The sequence below is a fragment of the Mycobacterium sp. 1165196.3 genome (genome assembly GCF_001673415.1).
GTDB classification, from domain to species: domain Bacteria; phylum Actinomycetota; class Actinomycetes; order Mycobacteriales; family Mycobacteriaceae; genus Mycobacterium; species Mycobacterium europaeum_A.
On the sequence record NZ_LZLU01000072.1, the window covers coordinates 1 to 17,658 of the forward strand.

General features: G+C 62.1%; 13 protein-coding genes, 2 rRNA genes and 1 pseudogene. 15 read left to right on the plus strand and 1 reads right to left on the minus strand.

Annotated features, from left to right (window positions below):
• The 12 genes and pseudogenes from A5659_RS07015 to A5659_RS07070 form a co-directional block, all read left to right on the plus strand.
• Positions 1 to 472 (plus strand): L-threonylcarbamoyladenylate synthase (locus tag A5659_RS07015; RefSeq protein ID WP_067180024.1); only part of this gene is annotated, 472 nt, incomplete at its 5' end.
• A gap of 28 nt (positions 473 to 500) precedes the next feature.
• A pseudogene (locus A5659_RS07020) lies at positions 501 to 1,710 on the plus strand (glycosyltransferase family 4 protein); the annotation flags it as partial.
• A 215-nt stretch (positions 1,711 to 1,925) separates the two neighbouring features.
• Positions 1,926 to 2,417 (plus strand): ATP synthase subunit I, encoded by a 492-nt coding sequence (locus A5659_RS07025; protein ID WP_066864568.1) that lies wholly within the window; start codon positions 1,926 to 1,928, stop codon positions 2,415 to 2,417.
• Positions 2,414 to 3,172: a F0F1 ATP synthase subunit A gene (atpB, locus tag A5659_RS07030; RefSeq protein WP_066864573.1), complete on the plus strand. Its 759-nt coding sequence runs from the start codon at positions 2,414 to 2,416 to the stop codon at positions 3,170 to 3,172. The genes A5659_RS07025 and atpB overlap by 4 nt, the downstream gene beginning before the upstream one ends.
• Before the next feature lie 95 nt (positions 3,173 to 3,267).
• Positions 3,268 to 3,513, plus strand: coding sequence for a F0F1 ATP synthase subunit C (locus A5659_RS07035; protein WP_065052998.1), 246 nt, complete (start codon positions 3,268 to 3,270; stop codon positions 3,511 to 3,513).
• Positions 3,514 to 3,522: 9 nt separating this feature from the next.
• Entirely contained in the window at positions 3,523 to 4,056 is a 534-nt protein-coding gene (locus A5659_RS07040; RefSeq protein WP_066864576.1) for a F0F1 ATP synthase subunit B, read from the plus strand.
• A 6-nt stretch (positions 4,057 to 4,062) separates the two neighbouring features.
• Positions 4,063 to 5,403: a F0F1 ATP synthase subunit B/delta gene (locus A5659_RS07045; protein WP_066877011.1), complete on the plus strand. Its 1,341-nt coding sequence runs from the start codon at positions 4,063 to 4,065 to the stop codon at positions 5,401 to 5,403.
• 59 nt (positions 5,404 to 5,462) lie between these two features.
• Complete coding sequence (gene atpA, locus A5659_RS07050; RefSeq protein ID WP_066864582.1) at positions 5,463 to 7,151, plus strand: F0F1 ATP synthase subunit alpha; 1,689 nt, start codon at positions 5,463 to 5,465, stop codon at positions 7,149 to 7,151.
• Between the two features lie 6 nt (positions 7,152 to 7,157).
• Positions 7,158 to 8,066, plus strand: a complete 909-nt coding sequence (locus A5659_RS07055; protein ID WP_066864584.1) for a F0F1 ATP synthase subunit gamma — start codon at positions 7,158 to 7,160, stop codon at positions 8,064 to 8,066.
• Between the two features lie 21 nt (positions 8,067 to 8,087).
• The gene (gene atpD / locus A5659_RS07060) at positions 8,088 to 9,557 is read left to right on the plus strand and encodes a F0F1 ATP synthase subunit beta (protein ID WP_066864587.1); all 1,470 of its coding nucleotides are present in this window, start codon (positions 8,088 to 8,090) and stop codon (positions 9,555 to 9,557) included.
• A 34-nt stretch (positions 9,558 to 9,591) separates the two neighbouring features.
• Complete coding sequence (locus A5659_RS07065) at positions 9,592 to 9,957, plus strand: F0F1 ATP synthase subunit epsilon (protein ID WP_066864590.1); 366 nt, start codon at positions 9,592 to 9,594, stop codon at positions 9,955 to 9,957.
• Between the two features lie 17 nt (positions 9,958 to 9,974).
• Positions 9,975 to 10,418, plus strand: coding sequence for a DUF2550 domain-containing protein (locus A5659_RS07070; RefSeq protein ID WP_066864592.1), 444 nt, complete (start codon positions 9,975 to 9,977; stop codon positions 10,416 to 10,418).
• A 30-nt stretch (positions 10,419 to 10,448) separates the two neighbouring features.
• Here the strand turns inward: A5659_RS07070 and A5659_RS07075 are convergent, their stop codons facing one another.
• The gene (locus A5659_RS07075) at positions 10,449 to 11,021 is read right to left on the minus strand and encodes a cob(I)yrinic acid a,c-diamide adenosyltransferase (protein ID WP_066864595.1); all 573 of its coding nucleotides are present in this window, start codon (positions 11,019 to 11,021) and stop codon (positions 10,449 to 10,451) included.
• 68 nt (positions 11,022 to 11,089) lie between these two features.
• Between A5659_RS07075 and murA the strand changes: the two genes are divergently transcribed.
• The 3 genes from murA to A5659_RS07090 all read left to right on the plus strand — a co-directional run bounded on the left by murA (position 11,090) and on the right by A5659_RS07090 (position 17,637).
• Positions 11,090 to 12,343, plus strand: coding sequence for a UDP-N-acetylglucosamine 1-carboxyvinyltransferase (gene murA / locus A5659_RS07080; protein WP_066864597.1), 1,254 nt, complete (start codon positions 11,090 to 11,092; stop codon positions 12,341 to 12,343).
• A 370-nt stretch (positions 12,344 to 12,713) separates the two neighbouring features.
• Positions 12,714 to 14,244, plus strand: a 16S ribosomal RNA gene (locus tag A5659_RS07085).
• Positions 14,245 to 14,527: 283 nt separating this feature from the next.
• Positions 14,528 to 17,637 (plus strand): 23S ribosomal RNA (locus A5659_RS07090).
• Together the 16S and 23S rRNA genes form the textbook arrangement of a ribosomal RNA operon.
• Positions 17,638 to 17,658: the final 21 nt, after the last annotated feature.

The window sequence follows — 17,658 nt, forward strand, 5'->3', positions numbered from 1 at the left end:
GCCGGTGGGCGTGCTGGTCGGCTCCTGGCACACCATCGAGGGGCTCGTGTACACCATGCCGGACGGGGCCCGCGACCTGATCCGCGCCTTCTGGCCGGGCGCGTTGAGCCTGGTGGTCACCCAGGCGCCGTCGCTGCAGTGGGACCTCGGCGACGCGCGCGGCACCGTGATGCTGCGCATGCCGCTGCATCCCGTGGCCATCGAGCTGCTGCGCGAAGTCGGGCCCCTGGCGGTGTCCAGCGCCAACGTCTCCGGACGCCCGGCCGCCGTGGACGCCAACGAGGCGCGCAGCCAGCTCGGCGATCTGGTCGACGTCTACCTGGCAGCGGGTCCGTCAGCACAGGGCGCTGCCTCCACGATCGTCGACCTGACCGGGGCCACGCCGCGGATTCTGCGGCCGGGCCCGGTGAGCGCGGAGCGGATCGCGGAAGTGCTCGCCCTCGACCCGGAAAGCTTGACCGCCCAGGCCTGACTGGAGCGGTTGTCGAGGTCCCAGGTTTGTCCAGTACGGTCTCGGTGATGTCCCGCGACGTAACCAACCTTGCCGGGGGTTTACTCGCGCTGGGCGACCGCGGCGCCGGTGTTCCGCTTCGCGAATTGGCGCTGGTCGGGCTGACCGCAGCCATCATCACGTACTTCGCCACCGGCCCGGTGCGGGTGCTGGCCACCCGGCTGGGCGCGGTCGCCTATCCGCGGGAGCGCGACGTCCACGTCACGCCGACCCCCCGGATGGGTGGGCTGGCGATGTTTCTCGGCGTCATCACGGCCGTCTTTCTGGCGTCCCAGCTTCCGGCGCTCACGCGTGGGTTCGTCTACTCCACCGGTATGCCCGCGGTCCTGGTGGCCGGCGCGGTCATCATGGGCATCGGCCTCATCGACGACCGTTGGGGCCTCGACGCGCTGACCAAGTTCGCCGGCCAGATCACCGCGGCCAGCGTGCTGGTCACCATGGGCGTGGCGTGGAGCGTCCTGTACATCCCTATCGGCGGCGTGGGCACCATCGTGCTCGATCAGGCCTCGTCGATCCTGCTGACCCTGGCGCTCACCGTGTCGGTCGTCAACGCGATGAACTTCGTCGACGGGCTCGACGGCCTGGCGGCCGGGCTGGGACTGATCACCGCGCTGGCAATCTGCATGTTCTCGGTCGGGCTGCTGCGCGACCACGGCGGTGACGTCCTGTTCTATCCGCCCGCGGTGATCTCGGTGGTGCTCGCCGGGGCATGCCTGGGCTTCCTGCCGCACAACTTCCATCGCGCCAAGATCTTCATGGGCGACTCCGGCTCGATGCTGATCGGCCTGATGCTGTCGGCCGCGTCCACGACGGCCGCCGGGCCCGTCTCGCAGAACGCCTACGGCGCGCGCGACGTGTTCGTCCTGCTGTCCCCGTTCTTGCTGGTCGCGGCCGTCATCTTCGTGCCGATGCTCGATTTGCTGCTGGCGATCGTGCGCCGCACACGCGCGGGCCGCAGCGCGTTCAGCCCCGACAAGATGCATCTGCACCATCGGTTGCTGCAGATCGGTCATTCGCACCGCCGGGTGGTGTTGCTGATCTATCTGTGGGTGGGGATCGTCGCGTTCGGCGCCGCCAGCACAATCTTTTTCCGTCCGCGTGATACCGCCGCGGTGATGCTTGGCGCCATCGTGGTGGCCGGCATCGCGACGGCGATCCCGCTGTTGCGCCGGGGCGACGACTACTACGACGAAGGGTAGTAGTGGGGTCCGGCATGTGGTACGGTGCTGGTAGAACCCCAAAAAGCCGCGCAGGCTACCGGCCCATCGGAGGTCAATCCGACCGGGCTGGTTCAAGACCGGCCTCGGGAGATACCCCTTGGGTGATTCAAGTGTGACGTGCGATACGCTCGGCGGACCACCGATCAGTCGGTCGGGGGGTTCCCGTTCCATCAACCTGGGATTGAGGTGCTGCAGTGACGACACCAGCGCAGGACGCGCCGTTGGTGTTTCCCTCTGTTGCTTTCCGTCCGGTTCGGCTCTTCGCGATCAGCATTGCCATCACTGCGGTGGCGGTGCTCGCCGCCGGGCTGTCCGGCCACCTGATGGTCGGCGTCTTCTTCGGCGTCGGACTTCTCCTGGGTTTGCTCAACGCAGTATTGGTGCGTCGCTCGGTTGAATCGATCACCGCCAAGGACCACCCGCTGAAAAGGTCAATGGCGGTCAACTCGGCGTCACGGCTGGCCATCATCACGGTCTTCGGGCTGATCATCGCCTACGTCTTTCGCCCCGCCGGCCTGGGCGTCATGTTCGGGTTGGCGCTTTTCCAGGTCCTGTTGGTTGCCTCGACAGCGCTCCCGGTGTGGAAGAAGCTGCGCGCGGGTGACTGGGCGGAGCCATCGGACGGCGCCGAAGGCGGCGTGATCGCAGGGTCGGACGGAACGGAAGATAAGGAACAGCAACGATGACTGGCACGACGTTCCTGGCCGAGTCGGCAATCGAGGTTGGCGAGCACAATAAGGCCACGTGGCTTGGCCTGACCGTCAACACCGACACGATTCTGTCGACCGCGATCGCCGCGGTGATCGTGCTCGGGCTGGCCTTCTTCCTGCGCGCGAAGATCACTTCCAAGGGCGTGCCGAGTGGCGTTCAGCTGTTCTGGGAGGCGATCACCGAACAGATGCGCGGACAGATCGAGAGCGCTATCGGCATGCGGATCGCCCCGTTCGTGCTGCCGTTGGCCGTCACGATCTTCGTGTTCATTCTGATCTCCAACTGGCTGTCGGTCCTCCCGCTGCAATACAAGGACAAATCCGGGCACGCGAGCGAGCTGCTGAAGTCGGCGGCGGCGGACATCAATTACGTTCTGGCGCTGGCCCTTTTCGTCTTCGTCTGCTACCACGTGGCGGGCATCTGGCGCCGCGGCATAATCGGGCATCCGCTGGCGGTGGTCAAGGGTCACGTGGCGTTCTTGGCGCCGATCAACCTCGTCGAAGAGCTCGCCAAGCCCATCTCGCTGTCGCTCCGACTTTTCGGCAACATCTTCGCCGGCGGCATTCTGGTCGCGCTGATCGCGATGTTCCCGCCGTACATCATGTGGGCGCCCAACGCGATCTGGAAGGCCTTCGACCTTTTCGTCGGGGCGATCCAGGCCTTCATCTTCTCGATCCTGACCATCCTGTACTTCAGTCAGTCGATGGAGATCGAGGACCACCATGACTGAGACGCCCATGAATTGTTTTGTCCCACGCACCATTACAGAGGCTCGGTAGACCGCTACCGGATAAGCCCCAAATAAAGGAGGAAAGAATGGCAGGCATGGACCCTCAAATCGCTGCCGCCGCTCTCATCGGCGGAGGCCTGATCATGGGTGGCGGTGCGATCGGCGCCGGCATCGGTGACGGCATCGCTGGTAACGCGCTGGTTTCGGGTATCGCCCGGCAACCCGAGGCGCAGGGCCGGCTGTTCACGCCGTTCTTCATCACGGTCGGTCTGGTCGAGGCGGCCTACTTCATCAACCTGGCGTTCATGGCGTTGTTCGTCTTCGCTACCCCGGTCAAGTAATTCGCTGCAATGCGTGACGCGAGTCTGAGCATTTTGGCATCCAGCCAGGTGGTGGCCGAGGGAGGCAACAACTTCCTCGTCCCCAACGGCACCTTCTTCTTCGTGCTGGCGATCTTCCTGATCGTGCTGGCCGTCATCGGCACATTCGTCGTGCCGCCGGTGATGAGGGTCTTGCACGAGCGCGAGGCCATGGTCGCCAAGACGGCTGCCGACAACAAGAAGGCGACCGAGCAATTCGAAGCGGCCAAGGCCGACTACGAAGAAGCCCTGAGCGAGGCGCGGGTTCAGGCGTCGTCGTTGCGCGACAATGCCCGCGCCGAAGGTCGTAAGGTGGTCGAAGACGCGCGCGCCCGTGCCGAACAACAGGTGATGTCGACGTTACAAATGGCATCCGAGCAATTGAAGCGGGAGAGGGACGCCGTGGAGCTGGATCTGCGTGCCAATGTGGCGTCGATGTCGGCGACGTTGGCAAGTCGCATCCTCGGCGTCGACGTCGCCCCCGCCGCCACGACCACATCCGCAACCAAGACATCCGGACGGTAAATACGTATGTCGACTTTCATCGGCCAGTTGGTGGGCTTTGCAGCCATCGTGTTTCTGGTGGTGCGCTATGTCGTGCCGCCGGTGCGTCGGCTGATGGCCGCGCGGCAAGACGCCGTGCGCCAACAGCTGAAAGACGCTGCGACGGCGAGCGATCGGCTGACCGAGTCGACCACGGCGCACACCAAGGCCGTGGAAGATGCGAAGACGGAGGGCGAACGGGTGGTCGAGGAGGCCCGGACCGACGCGGGCCGCATCGTCGAGCAGTTGCGGGCCCAGGCCGATGTCGAGTCCGATCGCATCAACGCACAGGGCAGCCGTCAGGTCGATCTCTTGCGGACCCAGTTGAGCCGGCAGCTCCGGTTGGAACTCGGCCACGAAGCGGTGCGCCAGGCGGGCGAGTTGGTCCGCAACTACGTCGCCGACTCCGAACAGCAGTCGGCCACCGTCGACCGGTTCCTCGATGAACTCGACGAGATGGCGCCCGTTGCGGCTGACGTCCAGTATCCGTTGATGACCAAGATGCGTTCGTCGAGTCGCATCGCGCTGGGCAACCTGTCGGACAAGTTCGGCACCCTAGCCAAAGACCTTGACAACAAAGGGCTTTCGACTGTCTCCGGTGAGCTGGTAGAAGTTGCTCAGATGCTGGACCGCGAGATCGTCGTCACGCGGTATCTCACCGTTCCCGCCGAGGATGGCGCCCCCAGGGTCCGGTTGATCGAAAGACTGGTCTCCGGCAAGGTCGGCGACGCGACGCTCGAGGTGCTGCGCGCGGCGGTCTCGGAGCGTTGGTCGGCCAACTCCGATCTGGTCGATGCCATCGAACACGTGTCTCGGCAGGCGCTGCTCGAAGTCGCCGAACGCGAGGACAAGGTCGACGAGGTCGAAGAACAGCTGTTCCGGTTCTCCCGCGCCCTCGACGCGGAGCCGCGGCTGGCGATCCTGCTGGGCGACTACTCCGTTCCGGTGGAAGGGCGAGTCGGCCTCCTGCGCAAGGTGCTTGAGAGCGCGAGCGGACGGGTCAATCCGATCACGATGGCACTGCTGACCCAGACTGTGGAGCTGCTGAGGGGCCAGAACGCCGACGAGGCCATCCAGTTCCTGGCGGAGGTTGCGGTGGCGCGCCGCGGCGAGATCGTGGCGCAAGTCAGCGCCGCAGCCGAACTCAGCGATGCGCAGCGCACCCGCCTCACCGACGTGCTCGGCCGCATCTACGACCACCCGGTGGCGGTGCAGCTCCAGATCGATGCCGAACTGCTGGGCGGGCTGCTCATCTCCGTGGCCGACGAAGTGATCGACGGAACGCTCGCTTCTCGACTTGCCGCGGCCCAGGCTCAATTGCCCGACTAACCACCATCGACCAATCACAATCCCACGCGAACCAAGATCAAGTAGGAAGACGAATAGCCATGGCCGAGTTGACCATCTCCGCTGAGGACATCCAGAGCGCCATCGAGGAGTACGTAGGCTCCTTCACGTCCGACACCGCCCGCGAGGAGGTCGGCTCGGTCATCGAGGCCGGGGACGGTATCGCGCACGTCGAGGGTTTGCCCTCCGTCATGACCCAAGAGTTGCTCGAGTTCCCCGGCGGGGTCCTTGGCGTCGCCCTGAACCTCGATGAACACGACATCGGCGCGGTGATCCTGGGTGACTTCGAGAAAATCGAAGAAGGCCAACAGGTTAAGCGCACCGGCGAGGTCCTGTCGGTGCCCGTCGGCGACGCGTTCCTAGGGCGCGTGGTCAATCCGCTCGGCCAGCCGATCGACGGCCAGGGCGACATCGATACCGACATTCGCCGCGCGCTGGAGATCCAGGCGCCGTCGGTGGTGCAGCGGCAGAGCGTGAGCGAGCCGCTGCAGACCGGGATCAAGGCCATCGACGCGATGACCCCGATCGGGCGCGGCCAGCGCCAGCTGATCATCGGCGACCGCAAGACCGGCAAGACCGCCGTCTGCGTGGATACCATCCTCAACCAGCGGGAGAACTGGGAGTCGGGCGACGAACGCAAGCAGGTGCGCTGCGTGTACGTGGCCATCGGCCAGAAGGGCACCACGATCGCCTCGGTCCGACGCGCGCTCGACGAGGGTGGCGCCATGGACTACACCACCATCGTGGCGGCGCCGGCATCCGACTCCGCCGGCTTCAAATGGCTTGCGCCGTACACGGGTTCGGCGATTGCCCAGCACTGGATGTACGAGGGCAAGCACGTGCTGATCGTCTTCGACGACCTGAGCAAGCAGGCCGAGGCCTACCGCGCCATTTCCCTGCTGCTCCGCCGTCCGCCGGGTCGCGAGGCGTACCCCGGCGACGTCTTCTACCTGCACTCCCGCCTGCTGGAGCGTTGCGCCAAGCTGTCCGACGACCTCGGTGGCGGCTCGCTGACCGGGTTGCCGGTTATCGAGACCAAGGCGAACGACATCTCGGCCTACATCCCCACCAATGTCATCTCGATCACCGACGGCCAGTGCTTCCTGGAATCCGACCTGTTCAACCAGGGCGTGCGGCCGGCCATCAACGTCGGTGTCTCGGTGTCCCGCGTGGGTGGTGCGGCGCAAATCAAGGCCATGAAGGAAGTCGCAGGCTCGTTGCGTCTAGACCTGTCGCAGTACCGGGAGCTGGAGTCCTTCGCCGCATTCGCCTCAGATCTGGACGCGACGTCCAAGGCCCAGCTGGAGCGCGGTGAACGCCTGGTCGAGCTGTTGAAGCAGCCTCAGTACCAACCCATGCCGGTTGAGGAGCAGGTGGTGTCGATCTTCCTGGGCACCGGCGGTCACCTGGACTCGGTGCCCGTCGAGGACGTCCGACGTTTCGAGACCGAGCTGCTGGATCACATGCGGGCCTCGGAAGAGAAGTTCCTGGCCGGCGTCCGCGACAGCGGCAAGCTCTCCGAAGAGGGCGAGAACCAGCTCACCGAGATCATCAACAACTTCAAGAAGGGCTTCGCGGCCACCGGTGGCGGCTCGGTCGTGCCCGACGAGCACGTCGAGCCCCTGGACGAAGAGGATCTGGAGAAAGAGTCCGTACAGGTCAAGAAGGAGAAGCCGAAGGACAAGAAGGAATCCAAGGATTCCAAGGCCTCCGGCAAGGACAAGAAGTAGCTACCGATGGCGGCAACACTTCGCGAATTACGGGGCCGGATCCGTTCGGCCGGGTCGATCAAGAAGATCACCAAGGCCCAGGAGATGATCGCGACCTCGCGCATCGGCAAGGCGCAGGCCCGGCTGGAATCCGCCCGGCCTTACGCATTCCAGATCACGTCGATGCTCACCACGTTGTCCTCCGAAGCCGCTTTGGACCATCCGTTGTTGGTCGAGCGTGACGAGCCGAAGCGCGCCGGCGTCCTGGTGGTGTCCTCGGACCGCGGTCTGTGCGGCGCGTACAACTCAAGCATCTTCCGCCGTGCCGAGGAACTGTTCTCGTTGCTGCGGGAGGAGGGCAAGACACCCATCGTTTACACGGTGGGCCGGAAGGCGCAGAACTACTTCAAGTTCCGCAACTGGGACATCACCGAATCCTGGACGGGTTTCTCCGAGCAGCCCCAGGTGGAGAACGCCCAGGAGATCGCGTCCACTTTGGTCGAGAGCTTCATGGCCGGGGTCGGCGATGACGAGTCACAGGACGACCAGGGCGTCGACGAACTGCACATCGTCTACTCGGAATTCAAGTCGATGATGTCGCAGGCCGCGGTGGCCCATCGGATCGCTCCGCTGGTCATGGAATACGTCGAGGACACCGACGAACTCCACACCTTGTACTCGTTCGAACCAGACGCCACAACGCTTTTCGACGCGCTGCTGCCGCGGTATGTGACGACCAGGGTGTATGCCGCGTTGCTCGAATCGGCGGCATCGGAGCTCGCGTCGCGTCAACGAGCGATGAAGTCGGCGACCGACAACGCCGACGACCTGATCAAAGAGCTGACGTTGATGGCGAACCGGGAGCGCCAGGCTCAGATCACCCAGGAGATCAGCGAAATCGTCGGCGGCGCAAACGCGCTCGCCGACGCTCAGTAGCACACGAGGAAGAAGAAAAATATGGCTGCTACTACTGAAAGCACCGAGAAGACCGACAAGAAGTCGACCAAAGCCGACACCAACGGCCGCATCGTACGGGTGACCGGCCCCGTCGTCGACGTCGAGTTCCCGCGCGGCTCGGTACCCGAGCTATTCAACGCTCTCAACGCGGAGATCACGTTCGAGGAGCTCAAGAAGACCCTGACACTCGAGGTTGCGCAGCACTTGGGCGACAACCTCGTTCGGGCAATCTCGCTGCAGCCCACCGACGGCCTCGTGCGCGGCGTTGAGGTCACTGACTCCGGAAAGTCGATCTCGGTGCCGGTCGGTGAGGGCGTCAAGGGGCACGTCTTCAACGCCTTGGGCGACTGCCTGGATAAGCCAGGGTACGGCGAGGAGTTCGACCACTGGTCAATCCACCGCAAACCGCCGCCGTTCGAGGAGCTCGAGCCCCGCACCGAGATGCTCGAGACGGGTCTGAAGGTCGTCGACCTGCTCACCCCGTACGTGCGTGGTGGCAAGATCGCACTGTTCGGCGGTGCGGGCGTGGGCAAGACGGTGCTGATCCAGGAGATGATCAACCGTATCGCCCGAAACTTCGGTGGCACTTCGGTTTTCGCCGGCGTCGGTGAGCGCACCCGTGAGGGCAACGACCTGTGGGTCGAACTCAAGGAAGCCGACGTGCTCAAGGACACCGCGCTGGTGTTCGGTCAGATGGACGAGCCGCCCGGCACCCGCATGCGGGTGGCCCTGTCCGCGCTGACCATGGCGGAGTGGTTCCGTGACGAGGCCGGCCAGGACGTGTTGCTGTTCATCGACAACATCTTCCGGTTCACCCAGGCCGGATCCGAGGTCTCGACGCTGCTCGGTCGTATGCCGTCCGCGGTGGGTTACCAGCCGACGCTGGCCGACGAGATGGGCGAGTTGCAGGAGCGCATCACCTCGACGCGAGGCAAGTCGATCACGTCGATGCAGGCCGTTTATGTGCCCGCCGACGACTACACCGACCCGGCGCCGGCGACGACATTCGCGCACCTGGACGCCACCACCGAGCTCTCTCGAAACGTGTTCTCCAAGGGCATCTTCCCCGCGGTGGACCCCCTGGCGTCGAGCTCGACCATTCTGGACCCGAGTGTTGTCGGTGACGAGCACTACCGCGTTGCCCAGGAAGTCATCCGAATCTTGCAGCGGTACAAGGACCTGCAGGACATCATCGCGATCCTCGGTATCGACGAGTTGTCCGAAGAGGACAAGCAGCTCGTTCAGCGTGCACGACGGATCGAGCGATTCCTGTCGCAGAACATGATGGCGGCCGAGCAGTTCACCGGTCAGCCCGGTTCGACGGTACCGCTGAAGGAGACCATCGAGGCGTTCGACCGCCTAACCAAGGGCGATTTCGACCACATCCCGGAGCAGGCGTTCTTCTTGATCGGCGGCCTGGACGACTTGGCGAAGAAGGCCGAAAGCTTTGGCGCCAAACTGGATTCCTGAGGCGTGAGCGAAAAGGCTCTGAAAGGCTCGTGGCATGGCGGATTTGAACGTTGAGATAGTCGCCGTCGATCGAAAGATCTGGTCGGGTGAGGCGACGTTTCTGTTCACCCGTACCACCGTCGGTGAGATCGGCATCCTGCCGCGGCACATCCCGCTGGTAGCGCAGTTGGTCGACGATGCAATGGTGCGCGTCGAACGAGACGGTGAAGACGATCTGCGGATCGCGGTGGACGGCGGATTTCTGTCCGTCACCGAGGAATCGGTGACAATCCTCGCCGAATCCGCCGAGTTCGAGTCGGAGATCGACGAAAGCGCCGCCAGAGAGGCTTCCGAGTCGGACGACCCGCGTATCGCCGCCAAGGGGCGCGCAAGGTTGCGCGCCGTCGGCGCGATCGACTAACCGCCTCGGTCCAGACGATGAGCGCGCCCATGGTTGGGATGGTCGTGCTGGTCGTCGTGCTGGCAGGCGCCGTCGTCGCGCTGAGCTATCGATTGTGGAAGCTGCGCCAGGGCGGCACGGCGGGGATCATGCGAGACATTCCCGCGGTCGGAGGCCACGGCTGGCGCCATGGCGTAATCCGTTACCGCGGTGGGGAAGCCGCGTTCTACCGATTGTCCAGTCTGCGATTGTGGCCGGATCGACGGCTGAGCCGGCGAGGCGTCGAGATCGTCTCGAGGAGGGCGCCACGCGGCGACGAGTTCGACATCATGACCGACGAGATCGTCGTCATCGAGCTGCGTGACACCACCCAGGACCGCAGGTCCGGCTACGAGATCGCGCTCGACAAGGGCGCGTTGACGGCGTTTTTATCCTGGCTGGAATCGCGTCCGTCGCCGCGGTCCCGCCGGCGCGGCCTCTAGCCGCGCCGCGTTGAGGCGATCGGACCCCTGCTAGCTTCCGGCCGCCGGTTTCCAGAGCACATCACCGTCGGGGTTGGCCACCCGCGACAGGATGAACAGCAGATCCGAGAGGCGGTTCAGGTATTTCGCGGGCAGCACGCTGACCTGCCCGGGCGCGGCATCGACCGCGGCCCACGCCGACCGCTCGGCTCGGCGCACCACGGTGCGAGCGACGTGCAGAAACGCCGACAACGGCGAACCACCGGGCAGCACAAACGAATTCAGCTTCGGCAAGGGCTCGTTGTACGTGTCACACCACTTTTCGAGCCGATCGATGTAAGGCTGGGTGACCCGCAGCGGGGGATATTCCGGGTTGTCGACCACGGGGGTCGACAGATCCGCGCCGGCGTCGAACAAGTCGTTTTGAATCTGGCGCAATACGCTGGTGAGCTGCTCGTCGGGCCGGCCGACGGCGACCGCGACACCGATCGCCGCGTTGGCTTCGTCGCAATCGGCGTAGGCCACCAGCCGGGGATCGTTCTTGGAGACCCGGGAGAAGTCGCTCAATCCCGTGGTGCCGTCGTCGCCGGTTCGCGTGTAGATGCGAGTCAGGTGTACAGCCATGAGCAAACCGTACTCGGGTGTGGCTCGGCCGACTGACAAGGCGATACCGCTTCACTAGACTGACGCGGGTGGCTGAGCGATTCGTGGTGACCGGCGGCAACCGGTTGTCAGGCGAAGTCGCAGTAGGGGGCGCGAAAAACAGCGTGCTCAAGCTGATGGCCGCAACGCTGCTGGCCGAAGGCACCAGCACGATCACCAACTGCCCCGACATCCTGGACGTGCCGTTGATGGCCGAGGTGCTGCGCGGGCTGGGCGCGACCGTCGAACTGGACGGCGACGTCGCCCGCATCACCTCTCCGGACGAGCCGAAATATGACGCCGACTTCGCCGCGGTCCGGCAGTTTCGCGCGTCGGTGTGCGTGCTGGGACCGCTGGTCGGCCGGTGCAAGCGCGCCCGTGTCGCGCTGCCCGGTGGTGACGCGATCGGTTCGCGCCCACTGGACATGCATCAGGCCGGCCTGCGCCAGCTCGGCGCGCAATGCAACATCGAGCACGGATGCGTGGTGGCGCAGGCCGATACGCTGCGCGGCGCGGAGATTCAGCTGGAGTTCCCCTCGGTGGGAGCCACCGAGAACATTCTGATGGCCGCGGTCGTGGCCGAGGGCGTGACCGTCATCCACAACGCGGCACGCGAGCCCGACGTCGTCGACCTGTGCACGATGTTGAACCAGATGGGCGCGCAGATCGAAGGCGCCGGTTCGCCGACCATGACCATCACCGGCGTCCCGAAGCTGCACCCGACCGAGCATCGCGTCATCGGGGATCGCATCGTCGCCGCCACGTGGGGGATCGCTGCCGCGATCACCCGCGGTGACATCACGGTGACGGGCATCGACCCGGCACACCTGCAGGTGGTGCTGCACAAATTGCACGACGCCGGCGCCACCGTGACCCAGACCGACGACAGCTTCCGGGTGGCGCAGTACGAGCGCCCCAAGGCCGTCAACGTGGCGACCCTGCCATATCCCGGATTTCCGACAGACCTGCAGCCGATGGCCATCGCCTTAGCCTCGATCGCCGACGGCACCTCGATGATCACCGAGAACGTATTCGAGGCGCGCTTTCGGTTCGTCGAGGAAATGATTCGTTTGGGCGCCGATGCCCGCACCGACGGACACCATGCCGTCGTTCGGGGGCTGCCGCAATTGTCGAGCGCGCCGGTGTGGTGTTCGGACATCCGGGCCGGCGCGGGCCTGGTATTGGCCGGGCTTGTCGCCGACGGAGACACCGAGGTCCACGACGTGTTCCACATCGATCGCGGCTACCCGTTGTTCGTGGAAAACCTGGCGATTTTGGGAGCGGAGATCGAGCGGGTACAGTAACCAAAGTCAGTGCCCCACAAGCGCGGTCACCAACGCGAAGGTGGACGAGAGCGGGGCCTTGACTCCCTCGCTGGATTGGTACTAGCCTGGCACGGCTGCTCCCGAGACGGTCTCTAGCAGATCAAAACTGGGAGTTGACTTACCTGCCGGATCTGTATTAAGCTGGCAGGGTTGCCCCAAAACGGGCGAAACAAGTGTTGTTTGAGAACTCAATAGTGTGTTTGGTCTTTTTATTTGTTGTTGTTTTTTGACCATACTTCGCACCCCCCGTGTGTGGGTATGGTCGTTTTTTTGATGCCAGTTTTTGGTGTCTTTTTGTTAGGTCAGATTATCTCTGATTTGAAATTCACCTCGTTCTGCGAGGAGATTTTGTTTGGAGAGTTTGATCCTGGCTCAGGACGAACGCTGGCGGCGTGCTTAACACATGCAAGTCGAACGGAAAGGCCTCTTCGGAGGTACTCGAGTGGCGAACGGGTGAGTAACACGTGGGCAATCTGCCCTGCACTTCGGGATAAGCCTGGGAAACTGGGTCTAATACCGGATAGGACCTTTAGACGCATGTCTTTTGGTGGAAAGCTTTTGCGGTGTGGGATGGGCCCGCGGCCTATCAGCTTGTTGGTGGGGTGATGGCCTACCAAGGCGACGACGGGTAGCCGGCCTGAGAGGGTGTCCGGCCACACTGGGACTGAGATACGGCCCAGACTCCTACGGGAGGCAGCAGTGGGGAATATTGCACAATGGGCGCAAGCCTGATGCAGCGACGCCGCGTGGGGGATGACGGCCTTCGGGTTGTAAACCTCTTTCACCATCGACGAAGGTCCGGGTTTTCTCGGATTGACGGTAGGTGGAGAAGAAGCACCGGCCAACTACGTGCCAGCAGCCGCGGTAATACGTAGGGTGCGAGCGTTGTCCGGAATTACTGGGCGTAAAGAGCTCGTAGGTGGTTTGTCGCGTTGTTCGTGAAATCTCACGGCTTAACTGTGAGCGTGCGGGCGATACGGGCAGACTAGAGTACTGCAGGGGAGACTGGAATTCCTGGTGTAGCGGTGGAATGCGCAGATATCAGGAGGAACACCGGTGGCGAAGGCGGGTCTCTGGGCAGTAACTGACGCTGAGGAGCGAAAGCGTGGGGAGCGAACAGGATTAGATACCCTGGTAGTCCACGCCGTAAACGGTGGGTACTAGGTGTGGGTTTCCTTCCTTGGGATCCGTGCCGTAGCTAACGCATTAAGTACCCCGCCTGGGGAGTACGGCCGCAAGGCTAAAACTCAAAGGAATTGACGGGGGCCCGCACAAGCGGCGGAGCATGTGGATTAATTCGATGCAACGCGAAGAACCTTACCTGGGTTTGACATGCACAGGACGCGTCTAGAGATAGGCGTTCCCTTGTGGCCTGTGTGCAGGTGGTGCATGGCTGTCGTCAGCTCGTGTCGTGAGATGTTGGGTTAAGTCCCGCAACGAGCGCAACCCTTGTCTCATGTTGCCAGCGGGTAATGCCGGGGACTCGTGAGAGACTGCCGGGGTCAACTCGGAGGAAGGTGGGGATGACGTCAAGTCATCATGCCCCTTATGTCCAGGGCTTCACACATGCTACAATGGCCGGTACAAAGGGCTGCGATGCCGTAAGGTTAAGCGAATCCTTTTAAAGCCGGTCTCAGTTCGGATTGGGGTCTGCAACTCGACCCCATGAAGTCGGAGTCGCTAGTAATCGCAGATCAGCAACGCTGCGGTGAATACGTTCCCGGGCCTTGTACACACCGCCCGTCACGTCATGAAAGTCGGTAACACCCGAAGCCAGTGGCCTAACCTTTTGGAGGGAGCTGTCGAAGGTGGGATCGGCGATTGGGACGAAGTCGTAACAAGGTAGCCGTACCGGAAGGTGCGGCTGGATCACCTCCTTTCTAAGGAGCACCACGAAAAGCACTCCAATTGGTGGAGTGCGAGCCGTGAGGGGTTCTCGTCTGTAGTGGACGAAAACCGGGTGCACAACAGCAAATGATTGCCAGACACACTATTGGGCCCTGAGACAACACTCGGTCGATCCGTGTGGAGTCCCTCCATCTTGGTGGTGGGGTGTGGTGTTTGAGTATTGGATAGTGGTTGCGAGCATCTAGATGAACGCGTGGTCCTTCGTGACCGGCGTGTTCATCGAAATGTGTAATTTCTTTTTTAACTCTTGTGTGTAAGTAAGTGTTTAAGGGCGCATGGTGGATGCCTTGGCATCGAGAGCCGATGAAGGACGTGGGAGGCTGCGATATGCCTCGGGGAGCTGTCAACCAAGCATTGATCCGAGGATTTCCGAATGGGGAAACCCAGCACGAGTGATGTCGTGTTACCCGTATCTGAATATATAGGGTGCGGGAGGTAACGCGGGGAAGTGAAACATCTCAGTACCCGTAGGAGAAGAAAACAATTGTGATTCCGTCAGTAGTGGCGAGCGAACGCGGAACAGGCTAAACCGCACGCATGTATAACCGGGTAGGGGTTGTGTGCGCGGTGTTGTGGGATTGATATGTCTCAGCTCTACCTGGCTGAGGGGTAGTCAGAAAGTGTCGTGGTTAGCAGAAATGGCCTGGGATGGCCTGCCGTAGACGGTGAGAGCCCGGTACGCGAAAACCCGTCACCTACCTAGTATCAACTCCCGAGTAGCAGCGGGCCCGTGGAATCTGCTGTGAATCTGCCGGGACCACCCGGTAAGCCTAAATACTTCTCGATGACCGATAGCGGATTAGTACCGTGAGGGAATGGTGAAAAGTACCCCGGGAGGGGAGTGAAATAGTACCTGAAACCGTGTGCCTACAATCCGTCAAAGCCTCCTCGTGGGGTGATGGCGTGCCTTTTGAAGAATGAGCCTGCGAGTCAGGGACACGTCGCGAGGTTAACCCGTGCGGGGTAGCCGCAGCGAAAGCGAGTCTGAATAGGGCGCATCCCCTTTGGGGTGTAGTGGCGTGTTCTGGACCCGAAGCGGAGTGATCTACCCATGGCCAGGGTGAAGCGCGGGTAAGACCGCGTGGAGGCCCGAACCCACTTAGGTTGAAGACTGAGGGGATGAGCTGTGGGTAGGGGTGAAAGGCCAATCAAACTCCGTGATAGCTGGTTCTCCCCGAAATGCATTTAGGTGCAGCGTTGCGTGGTTCACCACGGAGGTAGAGCTACTGGATGGCCGATGGGCCCTACTAGGTTACTGACGTCAGCCAAACTCCGAATGCCGTGGTGTAAAGCGTGGCAGTGAGACGGCGGGGGATAAGCTCCGTACGTCGAAAGGGAAACAGCCCAGATCGCCGGCTAAGGCCCCTAAGCGTGTGCTAAGTGGAAAAGGATGTGTAGTCGCAGAGACAACCAGGAGGTTGGCTTAGAAGCAGCCACCCTTGAAAGAGTGCGTAATAGCTCACTGGTCAAGTGATTATGCGCCGATAATGTAGCGGGGCTCAAGCACACCGCCGAAGCCGCGGCACATTCACGTCTACGTGAATGTGGGTAGGGGAGCGTCCCTCATTCAGCGAAGCCTCCGGGTAACCGGTGGTGGAGGGTGGGGGAGTGAGAATGCAGGCATGAGTAGCGATAAGGCAAGTGAGAACCTTGCCCGCCGTAAGACCAAGGGTTCCTGGGCCAGGCCAGTCCGCCCAGGGTGAGTCGGGACCTAAGGCGAGGCCGACAGGCGTAGTCGATGGACAACGGGTTGATATTCCCGTACCCGTGTATAGGCGTCCCTGATGAATCAGCGGTACTAACCACCCAAAACCGGATCGACCATTCCCCTTCGGGGGCATGGAGTTTCGGGGCTGCGTGGGACCTTCGCTGGTAGTAGTCAAGCGATGGGGTGACGCAGGAAGGTAGCCGTACCAGTCAGTGGTAATACTGGGGCAAGCCCGTAGGGAGAGCGATAGGCAAATCCGTCGCTCATTAATCCCGAGAGGTGATGCATAGCCGATTGAGGCGAATTCGGTGATCCTCTGCTGCCAAGAAAAGCCTCTAGCGAGCACATACACGGCCCGTACCCCAAACCAACACAGGTGGTCAGGTAGAGAATACCAAGGCGTACGAGATAACTATGGTTAAGGAACTCGGCAAAATGCCCCCGTAACTTCGGGAGAAGGGGGGCCGGAATACCGTGAACACCCTTGCGGTGGGAGCGGGATTCGGCCGCAGAAACCAGTGGGTAGCGACTGTTTACTAAAAACACAGGTCCGTGCGAAGTCGCAAGACGATGTATACGGACTGACGCCTGCCCGGTGCTGGAAGGTTAAGAGGACCCGTTAACCGTAAGGTGAAGCGGAGAATTTAAGCCCCAGTAAACGGCGGTGGTAACTATAACCATCCTAAGGTAGCGAAATTCCTTGTCGGGTAAGTTCCGACCTGCACGAATGGCGTAACGACTTCCCAACTGTCTCAACCATAGACTCGGCGAAATTGCACTACGAGTAAAGATGCTCGTTACGCGCGGCAGGACGAAAAGACCCCGGGACCTTCACTACAACTTGGTATTGGTGTTCGGTACGGTTTGTGTAGGATAGGTGGGAGACTGTGAAGTACAGACGCCAGTTTGTATGGAGTCGTTGTTGAAATACCACTCTGATCGTATTGGACACCTAACGTCGAACCCTTATCGGGTTCACGGACAGTGCCTGGCGGGTAGTTTAACTGGGGCGGTTGCCTCCTAAAATGTAACGGAGGCGCCCAAAGGTTCCCTCAACCTGGACGGCAATCAGGTGTTGAGTGTAAGTGCACAAGGGAGCTTGACTGCGAGACTTACAAGTCAAGCAGGGACGAAAGTCGGGACTAGTGATCCGGCACCTCTGAGTGGAAGGGGTGTCGCTCAACGGATAAAAGGTACCCCGGGGATAACAGGCTGATCTTCCCCAAGAGTCCATATCGACGGGATGGTTTGGCACCTCGATGTCGGCTCGTCGCATCCTGGGGCTGGAGCAGGTCCCAAGGGTTGGGCTGTTCGCCCATTAAAGCGGCACGCGAGCTGGGTTTAGAACGTCGTGAGACAGTTCGGTCTCTATCCGCCGCGCGCGTCAGAAACTTGAGGAAACCTGTCCCTAGTACGAGAGGACCGGGACGGACGAACCTCTGGTATACCAGTTGTCCCACCAGGGGCACGGCTGGATAGCCACGTTCGGACAGGATAACCGCTGAAAGCATCTAAGCGGGAAACCTTCTCCAAGATCAGGTTTCTCACCCTTTTAGAGGGATAAGGCCCCCCGCAGACCACGGGTTCGATAGGCCAGACCTGGAAGCCCAGTAATGGGTGCAGGGAACTGGCACTAACCGGCCGAAAACTTACCAACACACAATCGCAACCACAGTCC

Excerpts from the sequence above, each read along its gene's own strand:
- A5659_RS07070 (WP_066864592.1), top strand. The coding sequence starts at position 9,975 with ATGAGCGCGCCCATGGTTGGGATGGTCGTGCTGGTCGTCGTGCTGGCA.
- atpD (WP_066864587.1), top strand. The coding sequence starts at position 8,088 with ATGGCTGCTACTACTGAAAGCACCGAGAAGACCGACAAGAAGTCGACC.
- A5659_RS07055 (WP_066864584.1), top strand. The coding sequence starts at position 7,158 with ATGGCGGCAACACTTCGCGAATTACGGGGCCGGATCCGTTCGGCCGGG.
- A5659_RS07045 (WP_066877011.1), top strand. The coding sequence starts at position 4,063 with ATGTCGACTTTCATCGGCCAGTTGGTGGGCTTTGCAGCCATCGTGTTT.
- A5659_RS07040 (WP_066864576.1), top strand. The coding sequence starts at position 3,523 with ATGCGTGACGCGAGTCTGAGCATTTTGGCATCCAGCCAGGTGGTGGCC.
- A5659_RS07075 (WP_066864595.1), bottom strand. The coding sequence starts at position 11,021 with ATGGCTGTACACCTGACTCGCATCTACACGCGAACCGGCGACGACGGC.
- atpB (WP_066864573.1), top strand. The coding sequence starts at position 2,414 with ATGACTGGCACGACGTTCCTGGCCGAGTCGGCAATCGAGGTTGGCGAG.
- A5659_RS07035 (WP_065052998.1), top strand. The coding sequence starts at position 3,268 with ATGGACCCTCAAATCGCTGCCGCCGCTCTCATCGGCGGAGGCCTGATC.
- A5659_RS07065 (WP_066864590.1), top strand. The coding sequence starts at position 9,592 with ATGGCGGATTTGAACGTTGAGATAGTCGCCGTCGATCGAAAGATCTGG.
- atpA (WP_066864582.1), top strand. The coding sequence starts at position 5,463 with ATGGCCGAGTTGACCATCTCCGCTGAGGACATCCAGAGCGCCATCGAG.